This window comes from Streptomyces sp. TP-A0874 (assembly GCF_001748085.1).
In the GTDB taxonomy this organism is placed as follows: domain Bacteria; phylum Actinomycetota; class Actinomycetes; order Streptomycetales; family Streptomycetaceae; genus Streptomyces.
Map to the genome: position 1 here is coordinate 282,075 of NZ_BBZK01000005.1, position 26,212 is coordinate 308,286.

Below are 26,212 nucleotides of genomic sequence, written 5' to 3' on the forward strand. Positions count from 1 at the left end.
TTTCGGTCCCAAACACGGCGGCGCCGCCTCCCCGTGGGACGGGGGAGGCGGCGCCACTGTCACGGTGCCTGCTGTTGAGGCCTCAGACGAGCCAGCCGACGAAGTGGACGAGGCCGGCGAGCAGGCTGGTGATGACGTTCATGCGGTTCTTTCTCCTTGGCATCTTGTGGGACAAGTTCCTCCGACCGGTGGAACGCCGACCGGAGGGCGGTGTGACGATACGTATTTCGTCACTCGCACAACGTAAGCGTCGCGGCAGTCACAGCCATCGCGCAGCCGGTTCGGAGACGATCAACCTTCCGGGTGAAAGTTCGCTCTCTCGTTCGCCTCGACGAGTGCGACTGGCGCGCCACGCGCCCCGTCCGACAACGAGTCAGGACCAGCCCCGTGAGTGACACCAGGTCACGGAGAAGCGATGGCGCTCCCGCCCAACCCACAGCAGACCCGGTGGAGTTGCAACGCTACGGTGAGTATTCACCGTCCCATTCGGCGGTCCCACCGGACTTCGGCCAAGGAGCTCTTCCGCATGCTCGGTTTCGATGATGTGCTCAACGTGCGTCTGAGTGCTCTCGATGACGCGGTCAGCGACTGGACAGCGACGGTGAAGCGGCTCAGGCACCTGGCGGAGGAGGACGCTCCGGCGATGCGGCGGAAGTCGGACCAGGCCGACTGGAAGGGCGAGAACGCGGCGGTCACCAAGCCCTTCGTCCGCAAGACGGCCAAGGAGTTCGACGACGCGCTCAAGGAAGCCACCAGCATCCGCAACATCCTCCGGGACGCGAAGAAGAAGTTCGCCGAGCACCGCACGGCCCTCCAGAACCTCATCGAGGAGGCGCCGCAGCACCAAGTGCACATCGACGCCCGGGGGACCGTCCGCTCCACCAAGGTCCAGGCCCCGCTCTCCGCCGACTACTGGCAGAACACCCCGGCCCTGGCACCGCAGCACACCGACGACAAGGCCGTCACCGCCATGGCGGGCCGCATCAAGAAGGTCCTCGAAGCCGCCACCCACGACGACGAACTCGTAGCGGAGGCACTCAACGCCATCGTCGGCGACAACCCGCATAACTTCACCGAGACCAGCATGCGTGGCATCAAGGACGCTCAGGCGTTGGAGGACGCGGAGACGGCTCTCAAGCTCGCGAACAAGGGCAACGACCTGACGGACGCAGAACTGGTCAGGTTCAACAAGCTGCTCAAGAGCAACAGAGAGAATCCGGTCTTCGCCGAGACGTTCGCAACCGGCCTGGGAGCGAAGAACACCCTGCAACTCTGGCGTGACGTGGCCGATCCCGGTGTGCGGGACGCACCACACGGAGAACGCGCCAAGACACTCGCCCAGGTCCAGGACAACCTCAGCTTCACCCTGGCCACGGCCACCCGGTCCGACTCTCGCGCCATGGCCGAGTGGGAGCAGGACGTCATCAAGTACGGTTCCCAACGATTCCCACTGGAGACCAGCCACAACGCACCTTTCGGATATCAGATCATGAGCAACCTGATGCGGAAGGGCGAGTACGACGCGGACTTCCTTGAGGAGTACGGGGACTCTCTCGTGACCTTCGAAAGGGAAACCACAAGCGACCCGAAGGACCTGTGGCTCGACATCAACGATCGGGCCCACCTGAACTTCACCGGCGAGGAAAACCGCGGCAAGGATCTCGGCAACGACCCCATGACCGGCTTTCTGGAGGCCCTCGGCCACAACCCGGAAGCGTCAACCGAGTTCTTCAGCTCATCGACCGGGGGCGAGAAGGGGCACCCCCTCAAGTCCCTGTCGAATCTGAGCTATCTCTTGGGCGCGAACACGGAGGGCAAGGAAGTCGCGGGGGCCCGGACCTGGTTCGCCGACGTGGACCTCCACCACGACGGTGCGCGGCCTCAAGGACGCGAGAACCTCGGCCACGCCCTTGAGGCCGCAACTCTGGGATCTCCCTATGACGAGCCCGGGCACAACCAACACGAGTCCGCCACCCCGGAAGAGCAGGAGAAGGCCAGGGAACGACAGGCCTCGGTCATGGAAGCTGTTGTGGCCACTTTTGGCGCCTCCCCCTCTCTGCTGGACGACGAGGTGGAGTTGAACCGAAGCCTGGCCAGGATGGCCGTCGGCCACATCGACAACCTGGACTATTCCATCTACAACTTCGGCGGCAGCGCAGAGACAGCCAATCGCGACGGGCTCTTCGCCGAGACCAACGGAAACAGGAATTCGTTCCACGATTTCGACAGAAACGCATCCCTGGAGTTCTTGAAAGGGATCGCGAAGGAAAAAGAATCCTACGAGCTCATCTCAGCCGGGCAACAGATCTACACAGCCAGCGGCCTGGCCGCTCATACGGACGACTGGAATACTGCTATGGAATTCGCCTACAACGGCATGGAAGTTCACAGCCTGCTGGACCAATCCCGAAGTGATGCGATCAGGGAGGAATTTGGAGATAAAAACGAGAAGCTCGAAGAACAAGCCGAGTGGAGAAAATACGCACTGAGCACGACATTGGGCCTAGCGGCGGAAGGAGCCACGGCTGGAGCGGCTTTCGTGTTCACCGGACCTGTCTCCGGCCCTGTTGCAGAAGTAGTGGTTCCCGTGGTCGGTGATGCCGTGACTGGCGCTGTCGATACCTGGTACGAAAATCGCACCGTGGACCGACTCAAGGAAGCAACTGACAAAAACGACGCAGAGGCTGATCAGCTTATCTCGAGAGGGCTCTCAGATAGCCAAAATGCCGCCATGCGGCCACTACTCAACCACGCAGCGCTCGTCGGCGCAGACGAAAAAGTGGCCCGAGAAATGAGAAGAGAAGCCCTCCAATGCTACAGCATCTACACGAAGGATTGAACGATCTACACCCTAAAGCTGATCACCCAAAGGGCGCTGCCTCCCCTCCTAGCTCTACTGGTCCTCTGTGGATGCTCATCGCCAGCTGACGACAGAAAAGAAAAAGAAGACCAAGAAACAGTCAAAAAATGCCTCGACGCCCTTGGGAGCAAGGGTATGAAATGGATCGAAGAGTCATCCGACGGGCATACCTTCTGGAACAGCGAGAATTTCATCCAGGCAGCAGCACTCATGCGCGAAGATGCCGAGAATTGGACCCCAGAAAATTCCCTCGCCGGACGCACACAGATGAAACTGTGCACGACCCTGAAAGGAAACAACAAGGGACGCGATTCCTTGATGCTCAACTACAGCATGTCCTATCTGGAGATGAATATGGACGAACTGAAGAACATAGGCAGGGGAAACGGAGAGCTGTTCAAGGTCGCAGAATCTGTTTACATCTACTTCGGTCGAGTATCGAGCAGTGCAGTAGCCAACATTTTCTTTGAATGCAAACTACCCGGTACGCATACCGATCAACAGTCCGACCTCCCTGTAGAGGGCGAACTTCTCGGTGACTGGACCGACCCCGACGCCCGGAAAGAACGCCTCGCGATCCTTCATCACAGCGCTCTGAAGATGGCGCAGGCGCTGCCGTGTCAGAACGACACCAACATCCCGAAGAAACTGGATGAGAAGATGCTGCAACCGGTCAGCTGAGCACCCACCAACCCCTCGAAAGAATGGCTGTGCCCGCGCCCCCCCCCGCCTCGGCGACGCGGCTCAGCGCCCGCTGGGGAAGCGGCGGACGTAGCGGCGCTGCCACGGTGTCTCGACCGCCCGATGGTGGTAGCGCCGCCGGACGAAGGCCACGGCCTCGTCGGCCGGCACCCCGTCCAGGACGGCGAGGCACGCCAGAGCGGTGCCGGTGCGGCCCCGGCCGCCGCCGCAGGCGACCTCCACCCGCTCGTCCGCGGCCCGCAGCCAGGCCGTCCTCAGCATCTCGCGGGCCTCGGCGTCGTCACTCGGCAGTCGGAAGTCCGGCCATCGCAACCACCCTGCCTCCCAGGAGACCTCGGGAGGCTCCTTGCCGAGCAGGTGGACGGCGTAGTGGGGAGTGGGTCCGGGCGGCAGCGGCCGGCGGAGCGCCCGGCCGCGTACGAGGCGCCCCGAAGGCAGCCGCAGCACACCCGGAGCGTCGACTTCCCAGGTCTCGGTCACCCGTTCACCGTACCCAGTAAGGGCGGCCGGGCCGGTTGTCCGCTGCTTGGTGCCGCCCGGGCTCCCCTCGCCGACGGTTCCCCGTAGATCACCCGCTGACGCCCGCATTTTCGTCGGCCGTTCGGGAAGGGCTGCCCCATGAGATACCTGGTGCGGGATCGGATCTTCGGGATCGGCGAGGACTACTGGATCGAGGACGAGCACGGTCGGCGGGTCTTCCTCGTGGACGGCAAGGCGCTCCGGCTCCGTGAGACGTTCGAGCTGAAGGACCGGTCCGGTCAGGTGCTCGTCACCATCCGGAAGAAGATGCTGAGTCTGCGTGACACGATGCAGATCGAGCGGGACGGCCGGCCGCTCGCGACGATCCGGAAGAAGCGCCTTTCGCTCATCCGGAACCACTACCGCGTCGAGTTGGTGGACGGCACGGAGTTGGATGTGGGCGGCAAGATCCTCGATCGGGAGTTCACTGTCGAGCATGAGGGCGAACTGCTGGCGCACATCTCCAGGAAGTGGTTCAGCATCCGCGACGCCTACGCCGTCAACGTGGTGCGGGAGGAGGCCGACCCGGCTCTGCTGATCGCTACCGCGGTGTGCGTGATCCGGATGGCCGAGCACCACGAGGAGGGATAGCCGGTAGGGGGACCCTGCGGCCGGCGCCGCGGCAGGCAGGGGCTGCCCGCTGGAGCGGCGCCGGGGGCAGATGCCGCAGGGTCACCCGGCACCGTGGGCGTTCCGGCCCCGTCCCGTTGCCGTACGGGTGGCCGACCCGCCGCCGCCGCTCTGGGCGCTCGCCGGGCCGGTCCTCCGCATCGGCCGGTCAGCCGACCAGCGCCTGCCAGGTCATGGGGCCCGCCTCACCGTCGACGACCAGTCGGTTGACGCTCTGGTAGGTGCGTACCGCGGCCTTGGTCACCGGACCGAACTCACCGTCGACCGCGAGCCCGGCGCTCCGCTTGTTCATCGCGGTCTGGAGGGCGCGGACGTGGGATCCCTTGCCCTGTGTGAGGGTGTAGACGAGCTTCGGCCAGGTCAGCGGTCCCACCTGGCCGTCGGCGACGAGGCCCTTGGCCTTCTGGAACTTCTTGACCGCGCTGGACGAGACGCTGCCGTAGTCCCCGTCGGCGACGAGCGTGTAGCCCCGCTGCGTCATCAGGTGCTGGATGACCGTGACCGTGGCGCCGCGGGCTCCGGGGTCGATCGTCGACCAGCCGCCACCGAGCTTCACACCGCGGGCGGTCATGAAGCTGACCGGGTTGGTGATGGCGCCGAGGCTTCCCGAGTGGGTCTCGAAGTGCAGGTGCGGTCCGGTGACGTTGCCGGTGGCGCCCATGTCGGCGATGCGCTGTCCGGCGCTGACCTTGGCGTTGAGGGCCACCCGGTAGGCGCTCAGGTGTCCGTAGTAGGTGTACAGACCGCTGCCGTGCGAAATGACGATGGCGTTTCCGGTGCGGCCGCCGAGGCCGCCTCCCCACTGACGGCGGATCACCGTGCCGCCGGCCGCCGCGTAGACGGCGGTGCCGGTGGAGTTGGTGACGTCCTGCCCCGCGTGGGCGGCCCCCCCGCGAGGTGCGCCGTAGTGGCCCCCGGCGGGGAAGTAGCCGAGTGCCGGGTTGCACCAGGCCCCGTTCTTCGCGCTCGCGGCCGACGCGGTCGACGTCATTCCAGGCAGGCCGATCAGGGAGACGCCGACGCCCAGGCCCATTCCGGCCAGCAGACCCCGGCGGGACAACCCTGTACCGGGCTCTCGCCGATCCGCAGCCGCCGCGCAGGAATCACACATGTTTCCCCCGAAGGGTCGATAATGAACATGACAGGTCACTGCGACGGTAGATAGGCTGCGCCGCCCTGTCACCATCCCGGCTCGGACCTGTCTTGTTCCTGCAGCGCACGCCGAACGGCCCGCCGCACCCCCGGCCCCTACCGGTGACGCGGCTCCGGGAGGCCCAGCACCCGGTCCCGGAGCACCGGGAAGACCCGCCTGGTCTCCGCCACGCGCTCCGGCTCGAACTCCACGGTCAGCACCTCTTCGTCCTCCCCGGCCTCGGCCAGCACCTCGCCCCAGGGGCTGACCACCTGGCTGTGCCCGGCCTGCTCCACCCCCGCGTGGGTGCCGGCGGTGCAGCAGGCGAGGACGTACGTCTGGTTCTCCACGGCGCGGGCGCGGGAGAGCAGACTCCAGTGCTCGCGGCGCCGGGCGGGCCAGCCGGCGGGCACGATGAACAGCTCGGCGCCGGCCGTGGTCAGTTGCCGGAAGAGCTCGGGGAAGCGCAGGTCGTAGCAGGTGGCAACGCCGGCGACCGCGCCGGGCAGGTCGACGGTGACGAGCTGCTCGCCGGCGCCCATGATGACCGCCTCGCCCTTGTCGAAACCGAAGCGGTGGATCTTGCGATAGGAGCGCTGGAGCACCCCGTCCGGCCCGAAGACCAGCGAGGTGTTGTAGAGGACGCCGTCCGGCCCCCGCTCCACGATCGATCCGGCGTGTAGCCAGAGGCCGGCGTCGCTCGCCGCCCGGCCCATCGCGGTGGCGGTGGGGCCGTCCAGCGGCTCGGCCTCCTCCTCGAAGGACTCGAAGGCGAACGCGCCGACGGTCCACAGTTCGGGGAGGACGACGAGGTCGGCCCCCGCCTGGTCACGGACGAGCGAGGCCACCCGTTCCCGGCGCGCTTCGACCGGTTCGTACGGGTTTACCTCGACCTGGAGCAAAGAGGCGCGCACACTACCACCACTCTCGGCCTGTCAGTTGGCAGATCGGGCCTACGATCGTCACACGAAAGCACTGCCGCGGTGCTCCTGCGCAGCGTAACTTAACTGCAATGCACCCAGCCCGCGTACAAACCGCCCGAGGGGTCACGTGACCGTCCATCCAAGCCTTCAGTCCTACGTCGACGCCTGGACGCACTCCATCGAAGCGATATCCGAGCTGGTGACACCACTCACGGAGAGCGACTGGAACCGCCGCACCGCGTGCCCGGGATGGTCCGTGCGCGATGTGGTCTCCCATGTCATCGGCATGGAGTGCGAGATGCTCGGCGATCCACGGCCGATCCATTCACTGCCGCGGGATCTCTACCACGTCACGAACGAGGTCACCCGCTACACCGAGGTCCAGGTCGACGTGCGCCGGTGCCACACGGCCCCGGAGCAGACCTCGGAGCTCGAATACACCATCATCCGCCGCTCCCGGCAGCTGCGGAACGAGACCCGTCAGCCGGACACGAGGATCCGCGGCCCGCTGGGCGTCGAGATGTCGCTGGAGCAGGCGCTGCGGATGCGGGTCTTCGACGTCTGGGTGCACGAGCAGGACCTGCGACGCGCGTTGCACCGGCCGGGGAACCTTGACTCACCCGGCGCGGCGGTCGCCCGCGACTGGCTGTTGGAGGCGCTCCCGAAGGTGGTCGCCGAGGACGCGGCGGCCCCGCATAACTCGGCGGTCGTCTTCGACGTGACCGGCCCGCTGGAGTTCATGCGCACGGTGCGGGTCGACGCCGAGGGCCGGGGGACGATCAGCGGTAGCCCCTCGCTCGGCCCGGTGGTCACCTTCACGGTGGACTGGGAGACCTACGCGATGCTGGCCTGCGGCCGGGTGAAGCCCGAGGCGGTGCCCGACGCGTTGAAGATCGAGGGGGACGAGAAGCTGGCCTCGGCCATCCTGGACGCCTTCGCGATCACCCCGTAGGCCTCTCGGGCGGCCCGCGCCTCCTGGGGGCGCGGGCCGCGGAACAGGTGCGGAGACCGCCGTTCGGGCCGCCGCGCTCAGGCCGGTACGTGCACCGTCTCGACCCGGCTGGCCACCACCCGCTCCCGCTCCCTGCGGTCCGCCCGCCGGCGCAGCCGCAGGATCTGGCTGAGGCCGACCGCCTGGAGGAGGAAGACGGAGGCGAAGGCGATCCGGTAGTCGCCGCCGGTGGCGTCGAGCAGCACCCCGATGGCGAACAGCGTGGTGATGGAGGCGGTGAAGCCGCCCATGTTGACGATGCCGGATGCGGTACCGAGCCGCTCCGGGGGGTTGGCGGGACGGGCGAAGTCGAAGCCGATCATCGAGGCGGGCCCGCAGGTGCCGAGCACCACGCAGAGGGCGATGAGCAGGCCGGTCGGGGCGGTGCCGCCCGGCCAGGCGAGGACGCTGCCCCAGGCCAGCGCGGTGGCGCCCACCGTGCCCAGGACCAGCGGCAGTCGGGCCCGGTGGTGGCGGGCGATGAGCTGCCCGTAGACCAGCCCGACCAGCATGTTGGAGACCACGATCAGGGTCAGCAGCTGGCCCGCGCCGGCCTTCGTCCGGCCCTGGGTCTCGACCAGGAACGGCAGCCCCCACAGCAGTAGGAAGACCATGCCGGGGAACTGCGAGGTGAAGTGCACCCACATGCCCAGCCGGGTGCCCGGCTCCCGCCAGGACTCGGTGATCTGCCGGCGGACGAAGCCGGGCTCGCTGTGCTGGGCGGCCGGGGCGGGTGCGTGCCCCTCCGGGTGGTCCTTGAGGAAGAGCAGCAGCAGTACGAGGACGAACAGCCCGCCGACGACGCTGCCGCCGAACGTCGTGGTCCAGCCCAGCTGGCTCAGCAGCCTGGCCAGCACGATGGTGGAGACGAGGTTGCCGGCCATGCCTATCAACGCGGCGATCTGCGCGATCAGCGGGCCGCGGCGGGCCGGGAACCAGCGGGAGCCCAGCCGCAGCACACTGATGAACGTCATCGCGTCGCCGCAGCCGAGGAGCGCCCTGGACAGCAGGGCCGGGCCGTAGGAGTGGGAGAGGGCGAAGCCCAGCTGGCCGATCGTGTAGAGCACGACACCCAGCACCAGGACCCGCTTGGTGCCGAGCCGGTCGACCAGCAGGCCCACGGGGATCTGCATCCCCGCGTAGACCAGCAGCTGGAGGATGGAGAAGGTCGACAGCGCCGAGGCGTTGATGTGGAAGCGGTCGGCGGCGTCGATGCCAGCCACTCCGAGGCTGGTCCGGTAGGTGACGGCGACGAAGTAGACGGCGACGCCGATGCCCCAGACGGCCACGGCGCGACGGCCGCCCGGCGGGTCACCGGGGAGGCGGAGCTGGCTCACCGTTCGTCCTCTCGGACCAGATCCCGCACCCGGTCGACGTGCCGGTGGACGGCGGAGGCCGCGGCCTCCGCGTCGCCGGCCTTCAGGGCCTGGAGGATCTCGGCGTGCTCGGCGATGTTCTTGGCGATGCGGTCCGGGTGGGCGTGCATCACGGCGACGCCCATCCGCAGCTGACGGTCGCGCAGCTGGTCGTAGAGGCGTTCCAGGATCCGGTTCCCGGCGTTGCGGACGATCTCGGCGTGGAAGCAGCGGTCGCTGACCGAGACGGCGGCCAGATCGCCCTGGGCCGCGTACCGGCGCTGCTCGTCGAGGAGTTCCTCCAGCCGCTGGACCAGGTGCGGGGGGACCGGTACGGCCTTGCGGGCCGCGTACTGCTCGACGAGCAGGCGGGTCTCGACGACGTCCCGGATCTCCTGGGTGGAGACCGGCAGGACCAGCGCGCCCTTCTTCGGGTAGAGCTTGATGAGGCCCTCGACCTCCAGGCGGAGCAGGGCCTCGCGGACCGGGGTGCGCGAGACTCCGACGGCCTCGGCCAGGTGCCCCTCGGTCAGCAGGGTGCCGCCCTCGTAGCGGCGGTCGAGTACGGCTTGTTTGACGTGGTCGTAGACCCGGTCGGCGGCGGGCGGCTGCTTGACGGGAGCGACGGCGGAAGGCATGTACACATCTTAGATACATCAAAGATCCATGAGAAACGCGTCCCAGTATCCGGACGCCGCGGGCCCCGGGCGGGCCGCGGCGGGCCCCGGGCAGGTGCAAAAAGCCGGGCGGGCCCGGACGCCTCGGCAGCGGGATGCTGCCTCGGTGTCCGGGCCCGCCCGGTCGAACGGGCGGTACGCCGCCCCTCGGACCGTTCCTCGGCCGCTCAGGTCCAGGTGATCAGCCGCTTGGGCTGCTCCAGGACGGCCGCGGTGTCGGCGAGCACCTTGGAGCCCAGCTCGCCGTCGACCAGCCGGTGGTCGAACGAGAGCGCCAGGGTGGTCACCTGCCGCGGCTTGACCTCGCCCTTGTGCACCCAGGGCTGGAGCTTGACCGCTCCGAAGGCCAGGATCGCCGACTCACCGGGGTTGAGGATCGGGGTGCCGGTGTCCACTCCGAAGACGCCGACGTTGGTGATGGTGACCGTACCGCCCCGCATGTCCGCCGGCGAGGTCTTGCCCTCGCGGGCGGTGGCGACGAGTTCCCCCAGCGACCGCGCCAGCTCCGGCAGGGTCTTGGCGTGCGCGTCCTTGATGTTCGGGACGATCAGTCCGCGCGGGGTGGCCGCCGCGATACCCAGGTTCACGTACTCCTTGTGCACGATCTCCTGAGCGTCCTCGTCCCAGGCCGCGTTGATCTCCGGGTTGCGCCGGATCGCCACCAGGAAGGCCCGGGCCACCAGCAGCAGCGGGTTGACCCGCACCTCGGACATGTCCGGGTCCTGCTTGAGCTCCTGGACGAGCTTCATGGTGCGCGTCATGTCGAGCGTGATGAACTCGGTGACGTGCGGCGCGGTGAAGGCGCTGTCCACCATCGCCTGGGCGGTGGCCTTCCGCACCCCCTTGATCGGGACCCGGGTCTCGCGGGCGTCCGCCCTCGCCGGCGCGGCGGTAGCGGCCACCGGGGCGGGGGCCGCCGGCTGTTCGGCCGGCTGGGCCGCCGAGTGCGCGGCGTGGACGTCCTCCCGAGTGATGATCCCGTCCGCCCCGGTCGGGGTGACGGTCGTCAGGTCGACACCCAGGTCCTTGGCGAGCTTGCGGACCGGCGGTTTGGCCAGCGGGCGCTCCCGGCCCGCCGGCGGCGCGCCGGCGGGCACCCGGTCGACCGCGGGTGCCGGGGCGGGCTGCGGCACCGCGGGCCGCGGCGCCGCCGGAACGCTCGGACCGCCCGGGGCCGTCACCACGGTCTTCCGGGGGCGGCGCTTGGTCGAGGCCGTCGACACCCCGTAGCCGACCAGCACCGGCTGGCGGCCTTCCGGCTCGGCTTCCGGCTCGGGCTGCTCCCCGGCCGGCTCGGCGCCGGCGGCGGGAGCGTCGTCTCCGGCCCCCGGCTGGGTGTCCACCGTTATGAAGACGGCGCCGACGTCCACCGTCGCGCCCTCCTCGAAGTGCAGTTCCCGCACCACTCCGTCGAACGGGATCGGCAGTTCCACGGCGGCCTTGGCCGTCTCCACCTCGCAGACCGGCTGGCCGTCGGTGACGGCGTCGCCCTGCTTGACGTACCACTTGAGGATCTCGGCCTCGGTGAGGCCCTCACCCACGTCGGGCATCCGGAACTCGCGGAAGCGCTGCCCAGTGTCTGTCATCGTCACGACTCTCCTCGGCCCTCAGTACGCTAGCGCGCGGTCGACGGCGTCCAGTACCCGGTCCAGTCCGGGGAGGTACTCCTCCTCCAGTCGGGCGGGCGGGTACGGGGCGTGGTAGCCGCCGACCCTCAGCACCGGGGCCTCAAGGTGGTAGAAGCACCGTTCGGTGATGCGTGCGGCGATCTCCGCGCCGGTGCCCAGGAAGACCGGGGCCTCGTGCACCACGACCAGCCGGCGGGTCTTCTCCACCGAGCCCTGGATGGTGTCGAAGTCGATGGGGGACATCGAGCGGAGGTCGAGGACCTCGATCGACTTGCCCTCCTCGGCGGCCGCCGCGGCGGCCTCCACGCAGACCTTGACCATCGGGCCGTAGGCCGCCAGCGTCAGCTGGCTGCCCTCCTGGACCACCCGGGCCTCGTGCAGACCGCCCGGGATGGCGGCGGTGTCGACCTCGCCCTTGTCCCAGTAGCGCCGCTTCGGCTCGAAGAAGATCACCGGGTCGTCGCTGTCGATGGCCTGCCGCATCATCCAGTAGGCGTCGGAGGCGTTCGACGGTGAGACGCACTTCAGACCGGCGACGTGCGCGAACAGCGCCTCCGGCGACTCGCTGTGGTGCTCCACGGCGCCGATGCCGCCGCCGTAGGGGATCCGGATGACCACCGGCAGCTTGACCTTGCCGAGCGCACGGGCGTGCATCTTCGCCAGTTGCGTGACGATCTGGTCGTAGGCCGGGAAGACGAACCCGTCGAACTGGATCTCGGCGATCGGCCGGTAGCCGCGCAGCGCCAAGCCGATCGCGGTGCCGATGATCCCGGACTCGGCGAGCGGGGAGTCGATGACCCGGTCCTCGCCGAAGTCCTTCTGCAGACCGTCGGTCACCCGGAAGACGCCCCCGAGCTTGCCGACGTCCTCGCCCATGACCAGGACCTTGGAGTCGGTCTCCATCGCGCTGCGCAGCGCTTCGTTGATCGCCTTGGCGATGGGAAGCTTCTCGACAGCCATGATCAGTTCTCCTCCTCGGCGAAGGACGCCTGGTAGGCGGCGAACTGCGCGCGCTCCTCGTCGACCAGTGCGTGGCCGTCCGCGTAGGTGTGCTCGAACATCGCCATGGGATCGGGGTCCGGCATGGCCCGGACGGCGTCGCGCACCCGTTTGCCGAGCGCCTCGCTCTCCTCGTCGACCTCGGCGAAGAACGCCTCGTCGGCGAAGCCCTCCCGCTCCAGATAGGCGCGGAGCCGGGCGATCGGGTCCTTCGCCTCCCAGGCCACGCGCTCCTCGTCCTGGCGGTAGCGCGTCGGGTCGTCGGATGTGGTGTGGGCGCCCATCCGGTAGGTGAAGGCCTCGACGAGGGTCGGTCCCTCCCCGCTCCGGGCCCGCTCCAGCGCGGACCGGGTCACCGCCAGGCAGGCCAGTACGTCGTTGCCGTCGACGCGGACACCGGGGAAGCCGTAGCCCTGGGCCCGCTGGTAGAGCGGGACGCGGGTCTGCCGCTCGGTGGGCTCGGAGATGGCCCACTGGTTGTTCTGGCAGAAGAAGACGACGGGGGCGTTGTAGACCGCGGAGAAGGTGAAGGCCTCCGCCACGTCGCCCTGGCTGGAGGCACCGTCACCGAAGTAGGCGATGACCGCGGCGTCCGCGCCGTCCTTGGCGACGCCCATGGCGTAGCCGGTCGCGTGCAGCGTCTGCGAGCCGATGACGATCGTGTACAGGTGGAAGTTGTTGCTCTTCGGGTCCCAGCCGCCGTTGTTGACGCCGCGGAACATGCCGAGCAGGTTCGACGGGTCGACCCCCCGGCACCAGGCCACGCCGTGCTCCCGGTAGGTGGGGAAGACGTAGTCGTCGTCGCGCAGCGCCCGGGCCGAGCCGATCTGCGCCGCCTCCTGGCCGAGCAGCGAGGCCCACAGGCCCAGCTCGCCCTGGCGCTGGAGTGAGGTCGCCTCGGCGTCGAAGCGCCGGGTCAGCAGCATGTCGCGGTAGAGACCGCGCAGCTCTTCGGGGGTCAGGTCGATGGCGTAGTCCGGATGCTCGACCCGCTCACCCTCCGGGGTCAGCAGCTGGACCAGCTCCGGCTGCCCGGCTCGGGTCTTCTTCGCGCCCACGCGCTTGCTGCTGCGACGCGGCTTGCGCGTGGCAGTGCTCTCCACGGTCACGGTGTGCTCCTCCGTCTGTCCGGCCCCCGGGGTCGCCGGTGGCCTGAGGGTCCCCCCGCCGGGGGCGGGGGAGGCTCACCCGGCCACGACCGGTGCACGGGGTGTGTGCGAGCGGCCGAACCAGGTGTGACAGGCGCCCGGCCAGTGGTTTGCCACAAGCACGTTACCCAGTGGCCCACATCTCTGCGAAACCCCTCTGACCTGCGGATTTGCTTGGAACTCCAAGTAAATCGCGAAAGTCCGGAACAACCACTGGTCACAGCCTTACAGCCGACCGGGACAACGGCACGTTATCCCGGCGCGGGAGAGCACGGGAAGAGCTGGTGTGGGAAACTGAAACTGTGCGTGAAAATGGAAAAATCACGGTATTTCTACTTGACGACCACGAGGTTGTTCGGCGGGGAGTGCACGATCTGCTCGCCGTCGAGCCCGACATCGAGGTGGTGGGCGAAGCGGGCACGGCCGCCGAGGCGTTGAGCCGCATCCCCGCGACCCGACCGGACGTGGCGGTCCTCGACGTGCGACTGCCGGACGGAAACGGTGTCGAGGTGTGCCGGGAGATCCGCTCCCAGGACGAGAGCATCAACTGCCTGATGCTGACCTCCTACGCCGACGACGAGGCGCTCTTCGACGCGATCATGGCCGGGGCCTCGGGGTACGTGCTGAAGGCGATCCGCTCCGAGGAACTGCTCTCGGCGGTCCGGGACGTCGCGGCCGGCAAGTCGCTGCTCGACCCGGTGGCGACCGGACGCGTCCTGGAGCGGTTGCGCGGCGAGGGCGAGCCCAAGGGGGACGAGCGGCTGGCCAGCCTGACCGACCAGGAGCGGCGGATCCTCGATCTGATCGGGGAGGGCATGACCAACCGCGCCATCGGGGAACGGCTCCACCTCGCCGAGAAGACGATCAAGAACTACGTCTCCAGCCTCCTCTCCAAGCTGGGCATGGAGCGGCGTTCGCAGGCCGCCGCCTACGTGGCCCGCCGCCAGGCGGAACGGGACTGATCCGGGCGCGACCGCTGGAGCCCCGGCCCCTCCGGGACCAAGGACCCGCCCGGTACAGGGCGGGATCCTCTTCATTCGGCGGGGGCCCGCCCCGCACGGTGGAGGCATGTCCCCCGACACCCAGCGAGCGATCGACCTCTTCGACGGCACCGCGTACGGCCTGCTGTCCGCGAGCATGCGGGCGCTGCCCTTCATCGCCGCCGCCCAGCACATCGTGACCCCCGACGGCGTCCTGCTCCGGCTCCACCGGGGCCACGGCTACCACCAGGCCTGCGACGGCAACGTCGTGGCGTACGCGACCCACGGACCGCTCCCGGACACCGGGGAACTCTGGTCGGCCCAGGTGGTGGGCACCGCCCGGGTCGTGGAGCGGCCCGGCGGCCAGGAGCTGGACCTATTGGGCGCACCACCCGCCCGCATCGACGAGGACCCCTTCGACCCGGTCTACCTCCGCATCGAGCCGCAGATCCAGATCGTGCACTCCATCCGGCCGTGACAGCGGGTGATACGAGCGACATGTGCGGTGATCTAACATTTGACGGATGCCGCGCTCATCCGTATCCGTGTGCCGGACCCCGCCGGCTGCCAGGCGCCTCCCGGCAGAAGACCCCCCGCAGTCCGGCGGGGAGCAGGCGCCCGACGCACAGGCTCTGGGCCGGCTGCTGCACCGCTACCGGGGCGCCGGAGAGCCGCTCTCCTGCGAGCGGGTCGCCGAGGGCCTGCTCAACCGCGGCTACCGGCTGACCACCACCCGGGGCGTGTTCTTCCTCAAGCACCACCTCCACGGCTCCCGGGAGACCATCGCCCGCCACCACCGGGCGACCGCCCACCTCGACGAGTTGGGCCTCCCGGTCGCCCCCGCGATCAGCGACACGACCGGAACCACGGTCAGGCGGCTGGGCGGGCACTGCTACGCCCTCCATCCCTGGGTGCCCGGCCGGCACCGCAGCGGTGCCGAGCTGAGCGTGGCCGAGTCCCGGGAGCTGGGCACCCTGCTGGGTCTGGTGCACACCTGCCTGGCACAGGTCATGCCGAACGGCCGGCCGCCCTCTCCGGCGTCCGCGGCGCGGGCGGACCGGGACGAGAGGCCCGTCCTGGTGCCCGGCCCGCGGCCGACCGGGGCCGCCGAGGAATCCGCGGCCGGGTCGAGGCGCGCCCCGGCCGCCCCCGCGCGCGTACGGCTCCGTGCGCTGGCCGACCCGACCGTGCCGGCCGGACCGGTGGAGAGCGCCGACCCCCGCGACACCCTCGCCGAGATCGACGAGCTCCTCCGGCTCGCCCGGGACCGGCAACGGGACCGGGACGCCTTCGACGAACTCGCCGAGCGGGTGCTCGTCGAGCGGCGGAGGCTCGTGGAGCGGCATGCCCACCGGCGACCGGCCGAGGCCGCCGAGACGGCCAGCGGCTGGGTCCACGGCGACTTCCACCCGCTCAACCTCATCTACCGGGGCAAGCAGCCGGCCGCCATCGTCGACTGGGACCGGTTGGGCGTCCGCCCGCGGGCGGAGGAGGCGGTCCGCTCCGCCGCGCTCTTCTTCCTCCGCCCCCGGGGCACCCTCGATCTGGTCAGGCTCCGGGCGTACGCCAGGGCCTACCGGGGGGCGACCGGCGCCACACCGGAGGAGCTGGCCGCCGCGGTCCACCGGGTGTGGTGGGAGCGGCTCAACGACTTCTGGATGCTGCGCTGGCGGTACCAGCTGTCGGACCGGCGCACCGACCAGCAGTTCCCGGCCACCGCGGCGCTCTCGGTCTGGTGGACCGGCGCCTATGCCGCGGTCTGCGCGGCGTTCACCGACTGACCCCGGGGCCTCCCGGCGGGCCGGGGGTCAGCTGCCGCCCTCGCCGCCTTCGTCCGAGCCGCCCGGATCGCCGCCGCCCTCACCGCCGGAGTCCGTGGGCTCCGGCGGGCCGGAGGTGGGCGGCTCGCCGCCGCCTCCCGGGTCACCACCGCCCGGACGCCCGGTGGACGGATCGTCGGTGGGGTTGTCGGTGGGCTCCTCCGTCGGATCCTCGCTGGGCTCGTCGATGGACTCGCTCGGCTCCTCGGTCCAGCCCCAGTCGCCGCCACCGGAGGAGTCGCCGGGGTCGACCTCCTCGGTGCTCTCCTCCGGCGAGGGCTCCGAGGTGTCCTGGTCCTCGGACTGGGAGGTCGCGGGCGACCGCGGCGGCTTCTTGGTGTCGTCGCCGTTGTCCGGACGGAACACCAGCATGAGACTGCCGGCCACCACCACCGCGACCACCGCGAGGGCGGCCATCAGCCAGAGCCTGCCGCGCCCGGCCTGCCCGCCGCCCGGGGGGCCGCCGTCGGGCATCCCGCCCGCCACCGAGAACTGCGAGGTGTCGCCGTGGCTGGTCGGCGGCATGGCGGCGGTGGTGCCCATGGGCGGGGTGGCGGCGGTTCCGACCACCGCCGGACCGGTGTCCCAGGTGCCGGTGTGACCGCCCCTGCTGCCGAGCATCTGCAGCGCGTACTGCACCAGGCCGCGCATCTCCTCGGCGCTCTGGAACCGGTCGTCCGGCTCCTTCGCCAGCGAGCGCATCACCAGGCCGTCCAGCTCCGGCGGAGCGGAGTCCAGCACCTGTGAGGGGGGCACCGGGGTGTCCTGGACGTGCTGGTAGACCACCGAGAGCGGGGTCTCGCCGGTGAACGGCGGCCGGAGGGCCAGCAACTCGTACAGCAGGCAGCCGGTGGCGTAGAGGTCGGAGCGGGCGTCGACGGTCTTGCCGAGCGCCTGCTCGGGGGAGAGGTACTGCGGGGTGCCCATGACCATGCCGGTCTGGGTCATGGTGCTGGCCGCCCCGTGCAGCGCCCGGGCGATGCCGAAGTCCATCACCTTGATGGCGCCGTTGTGCGTGATGATGACGTTGGCGGGCTTGATGTCCCGGTGCACGATGCCGTGGTGGTGGCTGTAGGCGAGCGCCTCCAAGACCCCCGAGACGATGATCAGTGCCTGCTCCGGCGGCGGGGTGTCGGCGTTGATCAGCAGGTCGCGGATGGTGCGGCCCTCGACCAGCTCCATCACGATGTAGGGCACGGTGTTGGCGCCGACCGTGTCCTCGCCCGAGTCGTAGACCGCGACCACGGCGTGGTGGTTGAGACCGGCGACCGACTGGGCCTCCCGCGTGAAGCGGGCCTTGGAGACCGGGTCCTCGGCGAGGTCGGAGCGGAGCAGCTTCACCGCCACGGTGCGGCCCAGGCGGACGTCCTCGGCGGCGAAGACCTCGGCCATCCCGCCGCGGCCGAGCCGGTGGGTCAGGCGGTAGCGGCCGTCGCCGACCATCCCTCCGTTGCCCCACATCTCAGGCGCGTCGGCCATGCCACCGCCGTTCGAATCGGGTTCGGACGGGCCTCCAGAGCGCGTCTGTGCCATCAGTCCTCGCCGTAGTATTCGTACATCTGTCCGCTTGCCCGGTTCGCGGTCACGAGCCGTGTCCGACCGGCTTCGAAAAGGGAGAGCCGGCGGAGGAGTTCCGATAGGGCACGCTACAGCGTTCGCGGCGTGCGTCGTCGGGTGGTGGACCGGCCATCAAACCGTCTGTACGTATTCGGGCGCAAATCGCGTGGCGATGCGGTAACGCTTCCTGAACTCTTGTCGCGCATCGGGTCACGGAACGGGCACCGCTGCTTGACGTGTCCTACCCCTACGGCAGACTTGGCCCGTAATCGTGGGAGCGAGACTTACATGTTCAGCCGCGGGATCAGCCAGATCGGACGGCCGGGCCACAGCGTGGAACCGGCCGAGCGGCTGCGCGTCGAGGGGGAATCTGCCAGATGAGCCAGGGAGGCGTGGGCCGCTCGGTGGCGAACGGCCGCTACCAGCTGCAGGACCTGCTCGGCGCGGGCGGCATGGCGTCCGTCTACCTCGCACACGACACGGTCCTCGACCGGCAGGTGGCGGTCAAGACCCTCCACACCGAGTTGGGGCGCGAGGCCTCCTTCCGGGAGCGGTTCCGCCGCGAGGCACAGTCCGTGGCCAAGCTCTCGCACACCAACATCGTCTCCGTCTTCGACACCGGTGAGGACACCGTCGTCGACGGGGAGAGCAGCTCGACGATGCCCTTCATCGTCATGGAGTACGTCGAGGGCCAGCCGCTGCGCTCGGTGCTGGACGCGGACATCGCCCAGTACGGCGCGATGCCCACCGCCAAGGCGCTGAAGATCACCGCGGACGTGCTGGCGGCGCTCGACGTCAGCCACGAGATGAACCTCGTGCACCGGGACATCAAGCCCGGCAACGTGATGATGACCAAGCGCGGCGTGGTCAAGGTCATGGACTTCGGCATCGCCCGCGCCATGCAGTCCGGCGTCACCTCGATGACGCAGACCGGCATGGTCGTCGGCACCCCGCAGTACCTCTCCCCCGAGCAGGCCCTGGGCCGCGGCGTCGACGCCCGCTCCGACCTGTACTCGGTGGGCATCATGCTCTTCGAGCTGCTGACCGGGCGCCTCCCCTTCGACGCCGACTCGCCGCTGGCCATCGCCTACGCCCATGTGCAGGAGGAGCCGGTCGCGCCCTCCACCATCAACCGCTCGCTCCCCCCGGCCGTGGACGCGCTGGTCGCCCGAGCGCTCAGGAAGAACCCGAACGAGCGCTTCCCCACCGCCCAGGCGATGGCCGACGAATGCGCCCGGGTGGCCGGCGCCGACCACTCCGGGAACGCTCCGGTGATCGTCGGGGGTGGCGCCCCGAACAGCGGAGCCGGGGTCGGCTCGGCCGTCTTCCCGCCGCTGGACCAGCAGGGCCAGGCCACCCCGCAGACCCCGTACCAGCCGGTCGGCACCCCTCCGCCGGGGCAGTACGGCGGCGGATTCGGCCCCTCCACCCCACCTCCGGCCAGCCACGGCCAAGGCGGCTACCAGGGGCCCCCGGCACCGTACGCCGCCGGCCACACCCCACCGCCCTACGGCGCCCCGCACTCCGCGCCCGGGCGGAAGAGCAACCTGCCGGTCGTCATCGGCGCGATCGCGGTGGCGCTGCTCGTCGTCGGCGGCGTGGCCACCGCCCTCCTGCTCCGCAAGGACGACGGGGACGAACAGGCGAAGAACCCGACGCAGACCGAGTCGCCGATCGGCGACTCCCCCGGCGAGCCGACCACCGAGCCGTCCGGCGCCGCCCCGGGCGGTGGCGCCGACACCGACGAGGGAGACGACCCCGCGCCGGAGACGACCGTGCCGGAGGACAAGTCCCGGACCATCAAAAAGGAAAAGTGCACCGAGGCCTACGAGCACTACGACGACGAGGACGCGGTCCGGATGCCGGACTTCAACACCCGCGACCTCCAGTCGGTGAAGCTCTGCATGAACGCGGCCGGTTGGAAGTACAAGGACCCGCCGGAGAAGAAGGACAGCCTCTGGGGCAAGAACCTCGTCATCGAACAGCACCCCAAGGCCGGGGACGCGTTCAATCCCGAGGAGGACAAGGTCGAGCTGACCATCGCCTCGGGCCACAAGCCCTGACGAGCTCCCCCGGACACCGGGGGAACGGCTGAGGGCCCGTCCGAGCAGCGCTCGGACGGGCCCTCAGCGTCGTACGGCGCCTGCCGTCGGATCAGGGGGGCCTGCCGTCGGATCAGAGGTACGGACCGGAGCGCGCGTTCTGCCCGCGCCCCTCCTCCTCACCCTCCGTGGAGATCCCGACCCCCGGCGGCAGCGCCCGGCGCATCTGCTCCAGCTGCGCCCGGGCGGACATCTGCTGGGCGAACAGCGCGGTCTGGATACCGTGGAAGAGTCCTTCCAGCCAACCGACCAGCTGGGCCTGGGCGATGCGCAGCTCGGCCTCGGTCGGCACCGTCTCCTCGGTGAAGGGCAGCGAGAGCCGCTCCAGTTCCTCCACCAACTCGGGCGCGAGACCGTCCTCCAGCTCCTTGACCGAGCCGGCGTGGATCTCCTTGAGGCGGACCCGGCTCGCCTCGTCCAGAGGAGCGGCCCTGACCTCCTCCAGCAACTGCTTGATCATGCTGCCGATGCGCATGACCTTCGCCGGCTGCTCGACCATCTCGGTCACCGGGAGCTCGTGCGGCTCCTCGCCGTTCTCCCCCGCACCGTTCCCCGCGGTGCCGAGCGCCATTCCCTCCGGGCCCACAACGAGGACCTGGGGGTTCTCCTGTGATCGTTCGTTCCTCGGCGTCTCCATACGCCCCATTGTCTCGCATATTCGTCCCGAGGCACGGCGTGCCCCCGCCGGTGCCGGGTTCGTTGAGAACGCGCAGCGCCGCCCGCAGTCGTCCGGCCACGGCTCGGTCTCGGTACGGGGGCGGTCAACTGCTCCGGGAGCGGTGGCCGCGCGGCCACCGTCGGGGGGCCGCCGCTCCCGGTTGGCTTCGGTTGGTTCGCACGAGCGGTCAGCCCCCGGCGTACCGGCACCTCGGCCGTACCCCGTTTCACCCCCGGCGCAGCCGGATGCCGAAGAAGCCCAGCCCCAGACCCACCAGCGCGAACCCGGTGCCCAGCGGCAGCACCCGGAGCAATCGGCCGGAGGGCTCGGTGACGGTCTCGTGCACCGAGTCCGCGCCGTCGTCCTCGGCGTTCTGCACGGCGGAGCCCGGTCCGCCCACCTCGTGCACGAGCCCTCCCGGCAGCGCCCGCGGTGCCCGGTAGCCGAGCGGATCGCCCGCCCGGACCTGATCGGCCTCGGCGTCCCACCGGGCCGGCTCGGGCGGGGCGGTCTCCGCGGGCCGCACATCCCCCGCCGCCGCAGGCCGGGGCGGGGTGGGGCCCGAGGGGGAGTCGGCGGAGGCCTCCACCCACGGGTGGCCGGCGGCGGCTTCGGCCGTCGCCGCAGCCGAGCCACCGACCACGTGGTCCTGCGCCTGGTCTTGCGCCGCGACGGCCGGCGACGGCAGCACCGCGAGGGACACCAGCAGGCCCAGGGCCGATACCGAGTAGAGCGCTGGAGCCACGGCGGTGACCCCCTCCTGTGCCGAGGCGTCGACTAACTGTGTCCAGCGTCACACACCGTGCGGCTCGCGGCATCCCGAGCGCTCCGCTCGGGCGCCCCGCGGCTTCTCCGGCCCGGCCGAGCCGCCCCCTGGTACGGCCGTTGTCACCGCACCAGCAGCACCTTCCCGACGTGCCCGCTCTCCTCCAACACCCGGTGCCCCTGCGCCGCGTCGGAGAGCGGGACCGTGCGGTCCACCACCGGCCGCACCCGTCCGGCTTCGATCATCGGCCAGACGTGCTCCCGGACCGCGGCCACGATCGACGCCTTCTCCTCCAGCGGCCTGGCGCGGAGCGTGGTCGCGGTGACCGCGGCCCGCTTCGCCAGCAGCGCCCCGAGGTTCAACTCGCCCTTGACGCCGCCCTGCAGGCCGATGATCGTCAATCGACCGTTGGCGGCGAGCGCCTTGATGTTCCGGTCCAGGTACTTGGCGCCGATGATGTCGAGGATGACGTCGGCGCCCCGCCCCTCGGTGGCTTTCCGCAGTTCCCGCACGAAGTCCTGCTGCCGGTAGTCGATCAGGATGTCGGCGCCCAACTCCCGGCAGCGCTCCAGCTTCTGCGGGCTGCCGGCGGTCACCGCGACCCGCGCGCCGACCGCCTTCGCCAACTGGACGGCCATGGTGCCGATCCCGCTCGCACCGCCGTGCACCAGCAGCGTGTCACCGGGCCGCAGGTGGGCGACCATGAAGACGTTCGACCAGACGGTGCAGACCACCTCGGGCAGCGCCGCGGCCGTCACCAGGTCGACCCCGGCGGGCAGCGGGAGCAGTTGCCCGCTCGGCACGGCGACCTGCTCGGCGTAGCCTCCCCCGGCCAGCAGCGCACACACCTCGTCACCGACCGCCCACCCGGAGACGCCGGGGCCCAGCGCGCTGATGCGGCCGGCGCACTCCAGGCCGGGATAGGGCGAGGCGCCGCGCGGCGGGTCGTAGAACCCCTGCCGTTGGAGGATGTCGGCGCGGTTGACCGCGCTGGCCGCGACCTCGACGAGGACCTCCCCCTCGCCGGGGACGGGCGCCGGGACCTCGGCCCAGACCAGGGCCTCCGGCCCGCCTGGTTCCGGAATGGTGATCGCGTGCATAGCCATGCCGCGAGGCTACTCCGGCTCGGCGACCTGACGCTTCGCCCTGACGATGGTGATCAGCCGGTCGGTGGCCTGGAGCGGGCTGGCCTTCGGGTCGTCGTAACCGAGCAGCCGGTGGCCGCGCTTCACGGAGACGACCAGGTCGTCCGTCTCCCGGACGGATCGTCCCACCTCCGCCTTGACCACGGGTCGTTCGATCAGATCGAGGCCGGTGCCCTTCTGGATCAGGTCCTCCATGACGGTGCCCGCGCTGGGGCTGAGCATGGAGAGTCCGAGGAGCCGGCCGGCGGCACTGGCGCTGGTGATGACCGCGTCGGCACCGGACTGGCGGAGCAGGGGCGCGTTCTCCTCCTCCCGCACCGCGGCGACGATCTTCGCCGAGCGGTTGATCTGCCGCGCGGTCAGCGTGACCAGCACGGCGGTGTCGTCGCGCTGCGGTGCGATGACGATCTGACGGGCCTTCTGCGCCTCCGCCCGCAGCAGCACGTCGCTGCGGGTCGCGTCCCCTATGACCCCGGCGAAACCCTCGGAGTTGGCCAGTTCGATCACCCGGCTGCTGGCGTCGACGATGACGACCCGGTCCCGCGGCAGCCCGGTGGCGCAGAGGGTCTCCACGGCGGACCGGCCCTTGGTCCCGAAGCCGACGACGACGGTGTGGTCACGCAAGGCAGTCCTCCAGCGGCTCAGCCGCCACTCTTCCCGGGTCCGCTTGGTGAGGACCTCCAGGGTGGTGCCGATCAGAACGACCAGGAAGCAGACGCGCAGGGGTGTCACCAGCAGCACGTTGGCGATGCGCGCGCTATCGCTGACCGGGGTGATGTCGCCGTATCCCGTGGTGGACAGGGTGACGGTGGTGTAGTAGACGGATCCGAGGAAGTCGAGTTCCTTGCCCGCGCTGTCGTGGTAGCCCTTGCGGTCGAAGTAGACGATCGGCACGGTCGCCACCAGCACCAGCAGCGCCAGCAGCAGTCTTCGCACGACCTGCTTGAGGGGGCGGACCGCGTGCTGGGGAAGCTGGACGCGGTACCCCTGACCGTCCGGATCGGTCCGGGCGGCCGCGTCCATGCTGGGTAGTTTCACTGACTCGTCTCCCCCTCGAACCAAGGGAGCTTGAGCATCTCCGCCTCGGTTCCGGCCGCCACACCCCCAGGCGGTACCACGGCGAGCCCGTCGGCGGCGGCGACGCCCCGGAGCATAGCGGGTCCGTCGAAGGGCAGCGGCGCCGCCCGACCCCCACGGAGGGCGACCGGCACCAGGCGGGTGTTCTCCGGGTGTCCGGGCACCCCCTGGGTAAGCCGGGCGGTGCTCCGGAGCGCGGGTCCCCGACCAGAGAGGACCCGGAGCAGCGGTTCGGCGAGGGAGAAGAGCGCGGAGACCGCCGCCAGCGGGTTGCCGGGCAGCCCGACAAGGTGCCGTCCGGGGGCGAGCCGGGCGAGCAGCATCGGGTGTCCCGGACGTACCGCCACCCCGTCCACCAGCAACTCTGCACCGGCTGCGCGGAGGATCGGGTGCACGTGGTCCACCGGGCCGGCGGCGGTGCCGCCGGTGGTGACCAGAAGATCGGCGGTGGAGGTGGTGACGGCGGTGCGGAGCACCTCGGCGTCGTCCCCGAGGTGGCGGGAGCTGACGACCTCGGCGCCGAGGGCTCTGAGCCAGGGGGCGAGCAGGGGGCCGAGGGCGTCCCGGATCAGCCCCTCCCGGGGCAGGCCCCGGTGGAGCAGCTCGTCACCGAGGACGAGGATCTCGACGCGCGGCCTCGGGAACACGGCCAGCCTGTCGTAGCCGGCCGCCGCCGCCAGGCCGAGGACGGCTGGGGTGACGGGTGAGCCGGCCGGGAGCAGCCGGTCGCCGCGGTGGCACTCCTGTCCCCGCGGGCGAATGTCCTGACCGGGCGTCCGGGCCCGGTCTCCGAGGACGTGCAGGTATGCGGCTCCGGTGGGCTCACCGGGGCTGCCCCGGCTGTCCGCCGGCCGGACGTCCACCGGTCCGTCCGGGTCCTCACCGGCCGGGAAGTCGGAGCGCCTCAGCTCCCCGTGCTCGGTGCGGAGCACGGCTGTCGCTCCGGCCGGGATACGTGCCCCGGTGGCGATGGCGACCGCCTGGCCGTCCGCCAGCTCACCGGCTCCGGAGCGGCCGGCGAGCAGCCCGGGGCCGTCCACCAGCCGCCAGGGGCCTGGGCCGGCGATCGCCCAGCCGTCCATCGCCGAGGTGTCGAACGCCGGGAGGTCGGTCAGCGCGACCAGCGGCTCGGCCAGTACCTCTCCCAGCGTCTCGTCCAGCTCCCGCCTCACCGGCGCCGCCGGCCCGGTGGCGGCGCGGCCGGCGATCTCCCGGGCCCGCGGCCACGGCAGGCCGCTCCGGGCGCCCGCCGCTGCGGGGTCGTCCTCGCCGCGGCTCCGGCCTGCCGGCCCGCTCGTCCCCGGCCCACTCGTACCCCGGTCGCCGTCCTCGTTGGCCACGGCGAGCGCCTCCTCGGTCGCCCGGTCCATCGCCGAACCGGTCATGGGGAGCTCTTCTCAGGGTCCTCTTCGGCCTCCTCCGTCCAGCGGGCCGCGAGCGCGACGGCCTTGCGGACGGCCTCCGCCACCGCCTCGGGGCCGCCACCGGCCTGCGCCGCCGCGTATCCCACCAGGAAGGTGGTGAGCGGGGCGGCGGGCCGGGTGACACCGTGAGCGGCGTCCCTTGCGAGGTCGAGCAGGGCGCGGGTGTCCACGTCCAGCTCGATCCCCAGTTCGTCCTTGACCAGGGCAATCCATTCATCCAACACGTTGCCATGCTCCCTGATACGGGCCCGGGCCGCCGCGATGTCCTCCCAGGTGTCGCAGTCGAACACCGCACGGGGGTCGGCAGGGGGCAGTTGGTGGAGGGCGAGTCCGTCGGTGAGCAGCCGGAGCGGAAGGTCGGCGAGGCCGCCGTGCTCGGCTGCGATGCGGGCGAGTCCCCGGCGGAGCGATTCGGTGCGGTAGACGGCGACCAGCGGCTGCCGCCGACCGCCGGAGTCGACGAGCACCACACCGTCGGCGGCCCGAGGACCGGTGGGCCCCGGCCCGGCGGGACGATCCGCCCCTCCGTCCCGGGGTCCGAGAGCGGTGAGCAGCGCCCGCACCGTGCCGGTGGTCAGAAACGGCAGGTCGGCGGAGAGGGTGAGCACCGTGGGGGCGGTCACCTGCCGCAGCCCGGCTCCGAGAGCCGCCAGTGGGCCGCCGCCCGGCGGGTCCTCCAGAGCCCAGCGCACCGGGCGCGGGGTCGCCCGCCGGGCCCCGACGACGACCGTGCCCGCGGCGTCGGGGCAGGCCGCCAGTACCCGGTCCAGCAGTGGGCGCCCACCCACCCGCAGCCCCGGCTTGTCGGCGCCGGCCAGCCGCTTCGCGGCGCCGCCGGCCAATACCACGGCGTCGTACGGATGCGCAGTCATGCCTTGAGTATGGCCGGATGCGGCCAACGCTCCGCCAACCGGTCCGCACCCCGGACCACGCCCCCGGAGGCGGGCATGGCCCTCGGTGCCGCGCTGCCTCCCCGGGCCGGCCCCGCGCGGGCCGGGGAGCAGCGCGGATCAGTGGACAGCGGGGGCACGGTGCCGGATCACAGCGAGACCCGGCCCCCGGTGAGGGACGGGCCACGGGCGGTCCGGTCACCCGCGCCCCCGTTCCCGGTGGTCCCGG

General features: G+C 70.6%; 23 protein-coding genes. 8 read left to right on the forward strand and 15 right to left on the reverse strand.

What is annotated here, in order from left to right; translation table 11 throughout:
• Positions 1-526: 526 nt before the first annotated feature.
• A complete protein-coding gene (locus BGP73_RS08840; RefSeq protein WP_069813458.1) occupies positions 527-2,839 on the forward strand; it encodes a hypothetical protein in 2,313 nt (770 codons plus the stop codon).
• 156 nt (positions 2,840-2,995) lie between these two features.
• Complete coding sequence (locus BGP73_RS08845) at positions 2,996-3,541, forward strand: hypothetical protein (protein WP_139134544.1); 546 nt, start codon at positions 2,996-2,998, stop codon at positions 3,539-3,541.
• Positions 3,542-3,604: 63 nt separating this feature from the next.
• Here BGP73_RS08845 and BGP73_RS08850 read toward each other — a convergent pair whose 3' ends face one another.
• Complete coding sequence (locus BGP73_RS08850; RefSeq protein ID WP_069813461.1) at positions 3,605-4,042, reverse strand: protein-tyrosine phosphatase family protein; 438 nt, start codon at positions 4,040-4,042, stop codon at positions 3,605-3,607.
• Positions 4,043-4,180: 138 nt separating this feature from the next.
• Here BGP73_RS08850 and BGP73_RS08855 point away from each other — a divergent pair, with 138 nt between their 5' ends.
• Positions 4,181-4,672: an LURP-one-related/scramblase family protein gene (locus BGP73_RS08855; protein WP_069813463.1), complete on the forward strand. Its 492-nt coding sequence runs from the start codon at positions 4,181-4,183 to the stop codon at positions 4,670-4,672.
• A gap of 187 nt (positions 4,673-4,859) precedes the next feature.
• Here the strand turns inward: BGP73_RS08855 and BGP73_RS08860 are convergent, their stop codons facing one another.
• A complete protein-coding gene (locus BGP73_RS08860) occupies positions 4,860-5,822 on the reverse strand; it encodes a peptidoglycan-binding protein (protein ID WP_069813465.1) in 963 nt (320 codons plus the stop codon).
• A 137-nt stretch (positions 5,823-5,959) separates the two neighbouring features.
• Positions 5,960-6,757, reverse strand: a complete 798-nt coding sequence (locus tag BGP73_RS08865) for a carbon-nitrogen family hydrolase (protein WP_069813467.1) — start codon at positions 6,755-6,757, stop codon at positions 5,960-5,962.
• A 136-nt stretch (positions 6,758-6,893) separates the two neighbouring features.
• Between BGP73_RS08865 and BGP73_RS08870 the strand changes: the two genes are divergently transcribed.
• The gene (locus tag BGP73_RS08870; protein WP_069813469.1) at positions 6,894-7,718 is read left to right on the forward strand and encodes a maleylpyruvate isomerase family mycothiol-dependent enzyme; all 825 of its coding nucleotides are present in this window, start codon (positions 6,894-6,896) and stop codon (positions 7,716-7,718) included.
• Between the two features lie 77 nt (positions 7,719-7,795).
• Here BGP73_RS08870 and BGP73_RS08875 read toward each other — a convergent pair whose 3' ends face one another.
• The 5 genes from BGP73_RS08875 to pdhA all read right to left on the reverse strand — a co-directional run bounded on the left by BGP73_RS08875 (position 7,796) and on the right by pdhA (position 13,525).
• Entirely contained in the window at positions 7,796-9,094 is a 1,299-nt protein-coding gene (locus tag BGP73_RS08875) for an MFS transporter (protein ID WP_069813471.1), read from the reverse strand.
• On the reverse strand, positions 9,091-9,750 hold the full coding sequence (locus tag BGP73_RS08880; protein ID WP_069813978.1) for a GntR family transcriptional regulator: 660 nt from the start codon (positions 9,748-9,750) through the stop codon (positions 9,091-9,093). The genes BGP73_RS08875 and BGP73_RS08880 overlap by 4 nt, the downstream gene beginning before the upstream one ends.
• Positions 9,751-9,956: 206 nt before the next feature.
• Positions 9,957-11,375, reverse strand: coding sequence for a dihydrolipoamide acetyltransferase family protein (locus tag BGP73_RS08885; RefSeq protein ID WP_069813474.1), 1,419 nt, complete (start codon positions 11,373-11,375; stop codon positions 9,957-9,959).
• A 21-nt stretch (positions 11,376-11,396) separates the two neighbouring features.
• Positions 11,397-12,377 (reverse strand): alpha-ketoacid dehydrogenase subunit beta, encoded by a 981-nt coding sequence (locus BGP73_RS08890; protein WP_069813476.1) that lies wholly within the window; start codon positions 12,375-12,377, stop codon positions 11,397-11,399.
• Between the two features lie 2 nt (positions 12,378-12,379).
• Positions 12,380-13,525 carry a pyruvate dehydrogenase (acetyl-transferring) E1 component subunit alpha gene (gene pdhA, locus BGP73_RS08895; RefSeq protein WP_069813478.1) on the reverse strand — a complete coding sequence of 382 codons (1,146 nt, stop codon included), beginning with the start codon at positions 13,523-13,525 and terminating at the stop codon, positions 12,380-12,382.
• A 341-nt stretch (positions 13,526-13,866) separates the two neighbouring features.
• On the opposite strand from pdhA, the gene BGP73_RS08900 reads away from it, so the two are divergent.
• The 3 genes from BGP73_RS08900 to BGP73_RS08910 all read left to right on the forward strand — a co-directional run bounded on the left by BGP73_RS08900 (position 13,867) and on the right by BGP73_RS08910 (position 16,325).
• Complete coding sequence (locus tag BGP73_RS08900; protein ID WP_069813480.1) at positions 13,867-14,526, forward strand: response regulator; 660 nt, start codon at positions 13,867-13,869, stop codon at positions 14,524-14,526.
• A gap of 106 nt (positions 14,527-14,632) precedes the next feature.
• Entirely contained in the window at positions 14,633-15,022 is a 390-nt protein-coding gene (locus BGP73_RS08905; RefSeq protein WP_069813482.1) for a pyridoxamine 5'-phosphate oxidase family protein, read from the forward strand.
• Positions 15,023-15,068: 46 nt separating this feature from the next.
• Positions 15,069-16,325, forward strand: coding sequence for a phosphotransferase (locus BGP73_RS08910; protein ID WP_079127361.1), 1,257 nt, complete (start codon positions 15,069-15,071; stop codon positions 16,323-16,325).
• Positions 16,326-16,352: 27 nt separating this feature from the next.
• Here the strand turns inward: BGP73_RS08910 and BGP73_RS08915 are convergent, their stop codons facing one another.
• Positions 16,353-17,897: a protein kinase domain-containing protein gene (locus tag BGP73_RS08915; protein WP_079127362.1), complete on the reverse strand. Its 1,545-nt coding sequence runs from the start codon at positions 17,895-17,897 to the stop codon at positions 16,353-16,355.
• A 401-nt stretch (positions 17,898-18,298) separates the two neighbouring features.
• On the opposite strand from BGP73_RS08915, the gene BGP73_RS08920 reads away from it, so the two are divergent.
• Positions 18,299-19,984 carry a protein kinase domain-containing protein gene (locus BGP73_RS08920; RefSeq protein ID WP_069813486.1) on the forward strand — a complete coding sequence of 562 codons (1,686 nt, stop codon included), beginning with the start codon at positions 18,299-18,301 and terminating at the stop codon, positions 19,982-19,984.
• A 112-nt stretch (positions 19,985-20,096) separates the two neighbouring features.
• On the opposite strand, the gene BGP73_RS08925 is transcribed toward BGP73_RS08920, so the two are convergent.
• The 6 genes from BGP73_RS08925 to BGP73_RS08950 form a co-directional block, all read right to left on the reverse strand.
• Positions 20,097-20,660 (reverse strand): bacterial proteasome activator family protein, encoded by a 564-nt coding sequence (locus BGP73_RS08925; RefSeq protein ID WP_069813488.1) that lies wholly within the window; start codon positions 20,658-20,660, stop codon positions 20,097-20,099.
• A gap of 247 nt (positions 20,661-20,907) precedes the next feature.
• A complete protein-coding gene (locus BGP73_RS08930; RefSeq protein WP_069813490.1) occupies positions 20,908-21,426 on the reverse strand; it encodes a hypothetical protein in 519 nt (172 codons plus the stop codon).
• 143 nt (positions 21,427-21,569) lie between these two features.
• Positions 21,570-22,547, reverse strand: a complete 978-nt coding sequence (locus BGP73_RS08935; protein WP_069813491.1) for an NAD(P)H-quinone oxidoreductase — start codon at positions 22,545-22,547, stop codon at positions 21,570-21,572.
• A gap of 15 nt (positions 22,548-22,562) precedes the next feature.
• Positions 22,563-23,630 carry a potassium channel family protein gene (locus tag BGP73_RS08940; protein WP_079127363.1) on the reverse strand — a complete coding sequence of 356 codons (1,068 nt, stop codon included), beginning with the start codon at positions 23,628-23,630 and terminating at the stop codon, positions 22,563-22,565.
• The gene (locus BGP73_RS08945; protein WP_069813495.1) at positions 23,627-25,054 is read right to left on the reverse strand and encodes a molybdopterin molybdotransferase MoeA; all 1,428 of its coding nucleotides are present in this window, start codon (positions 25,052-25,054) and stop codon (positions 23,627-23,629) included. Before BGP73_RS08945 ends, BGP73_RS08940 begins: the two co-directional genes overlap by 4 nt.
• Positions 25,051-25,965 (reverse strand): DUF6457 domain-containing protein, encoded by a 915-nt coding sequence (locus BGP73_RS08950; RefSeq protein WP_069813497.1) that lies wholly within the window; start codon positions 25,963-25,965, stop codon positions 25,051-25,053. Before BGP73_RS08950 ends, BGP73_RS08945 begins: the two co-directional genes overlap by 4 nt.
• Positions 25,966-26,212: the final 247 nt, after the last annotated feature.

Excerpts from the sequence above, each read along its gene's own strand:
- BGP73_RS08840 (WP_069813458.1), top strand. The coding sequence starts at position 527 with ATGCTCGGTTTCGATGATGTGCTCAACGTGCGTCTGAGTGCTCTCGAT.
- BGP73_RS08845 (WP_139134544.1), top strand. The coding sequence starts at position 2,996 with ATGAAATGGATCGAAGAGTCATCCGACGGGCATACCTTCTGGAACAGC.
- BGP73_RS08855 (WP_069813463.1), top strand. The coding sequence starts at position 4,181 with ATGAGATACCTGGTGCGGGATCGGATCTTCGGGATCGGCGAGGACTAC.
- BGP73_RS08860 (WP_069813465.1), bottom strand. The coding sequence starts at position 5,822 with ATGTGTGATTCCTGCGCGGCGGCTGCGGATCGGCGAGAGCCCGGTACA.
- BGP73_RS08880 (WP_069813978.1), bottom strand. The coding sequence starts at position 9,750 with ATGCCTTCCGCCGTCGCTCCCGTCAAGCAGCCGCCCGCCGCCGACCGG.
- BGP73_RS08885 (WP_069813474.1), bottom strand. The coding sequence starts at position 11,375 with ATGACAGACACTGGGCAGCGCTTCCGCGAGTTCCGGATGCCCGACGTG.
- BGP73_RS08890 (WP_069813476.1), bottom strand. The coding sequence starts at position 12,377 with ATGGCTGTCGAGAAGCTTCCCATCGCCAAGGCGATCAACGAAGCGCTG.
- BGP73_RS08905 (WP_069813482.1), top strand. The coding sequence starts at position 14,633 with ATGTCCCCCGACACCCAGCGAGCGATCGACCTCTTCGACGGCACCGCG.
- BGP73_RS08910 (WP_079127361.1), top strand. The coding sequence starts at position 15,069 with ATGCCGCGCTCATCCGTATCCGTGTGCCGGACCCCGCCGGCTGCCAGG.
- BGP73_RS08915 (WP_079127362.1), bottom strand. The coding sequence starts at position 17,897 with ATGGCACAGACGCGCTCTGGAGGCCCGTCCGAACCCGATTCGAACGGC.
- BGP73_RS08920 (WP_069813486.1), top strand. The coding sequence starts at position 18,299 with ATGAGCCAGGGAGGCGTGGGCCGCTCGGTGGCGAACGGCCGCTACCAG.
- BGP73_RS08925 (WP_069813488.1), bottom strand. The coding sequence starts at position 20,660 with ATGGAGACGCCGAGGAACGAACGATCACAGGAGAACCCCCAGGTCCTC.
- BGP73_RS08935 (WP_069813491.1), bottom strand. The coding sequence starts at position 22,547 with ATGCACGCGATCACCATTCCGGAACCAGGCGGGCCGGAGGCCCTGGTC.
- BGP73_RS08945 (WP_069813495.1), bottom strand. The coding sequence starts at position 25,054 with ATGACCGGTTCGGCGATGGACCGGGCGACCGAGGAGGCGCTCGCCGTG.
- BGP73_RS08950 (WP_069813497.1), bottom strand. The coding sequence starts at position 25,965 with ATGACTGCGCATCCGTACGACGCCGTGGTATTGGCCGGCGGCGCCGCG.